Here is an 805-nt window from a genome sequence, read left to right as displayed (position 1 = left end):
GACGGCCATCGTCCAGTCGGTTCGACCGGCATCGCACCACACGCGCATCTGCCGGCAGGCCTCGTCCAGCACCCACTCGCCGATCGGCACGATCAAGCCGGTCTTTTCCGCAATCGAGATGAACTGATCGGGTGAAATGAGACCGCGTGTCGGGTGCATCCATCGCAACAGCGCCTCGACGCCGATGATCGGTCCGTGCGGGACGTCGAACTTCGGCTGGTAATGCAGGACCAGCTCACGCCGCTCCAGCGCCAGACGGAGCTCCTGCACGATTTTCAGGTGCTCGCGGACATTCGCGTTCATCGATGCCTCGAAGAAGCAGTACGCGTTCCGGCCGAGTGCCTTGGCGTGATACATCGCTGCATCGGCGTTGGTCATCAGGTCGCGAAAATCGCTGCCGTTGCCGGGATAGAGCGCAATGCCGATACTGGCCGACACGCGCAATTCGTGTTCGGACACGCGGAACGGTTTCCGGATCACCGCCAATATCTTGTCCGCCACGTCGGCCGCGTCCGCGGGCTCGTCCACTGCCACGGCCAGCACGAATTCGTCGCCCCCCAGGCGGGCAATCGTGTCCTGCGAACGCAGGTTCGCGCCGATGCGCCGCGCCACGTCGACCAGCAACAGATCGCCGACGTGATGACCATAGGCATCGTTGACCGCCTTGAATCCATCGAGGTCCATGAACATCAGCGCGAAGCTTCCGTGCTCGCGGTCGGCGGCCTGGATCGCCTGATCGATCCGGTCCTCGAGCAGCACGCGATTGGGCAGCTTGGTGAGGTTGTCGTGCAGCGCCAGATACGTC

General features: G+C 63.4%; 1 protein-coding gene. It reads right to left on the bottom strand.

Annotated elements, in window-relative coordinates; all coding sequences use genetic code 11:
• Positions 1-805, bottom strand: an 805-nt coding sequence (locus JMF90_RS38965) for a bifunctional diguanylate cyclase/phosphodiesterase (RefSeq protein WP_201326532.1), incomplete at both ends; no start/stop codon positions are given.

This window comes from Burkholderia sp. E168m23, assembly GCF_016586125.1.
Classification (GTDB): domain Bacteria; phylum Pseudomonadota; class Gammaproteobacteria; order Burkholderiales; family Burkholderiaceae; genus Burkholderia; species Burkholderia orbicola.
Note: the sequence above shows the minus strand (reverse complement) of the source record. Positions and strands in the feature narration are given on the sequence as shown.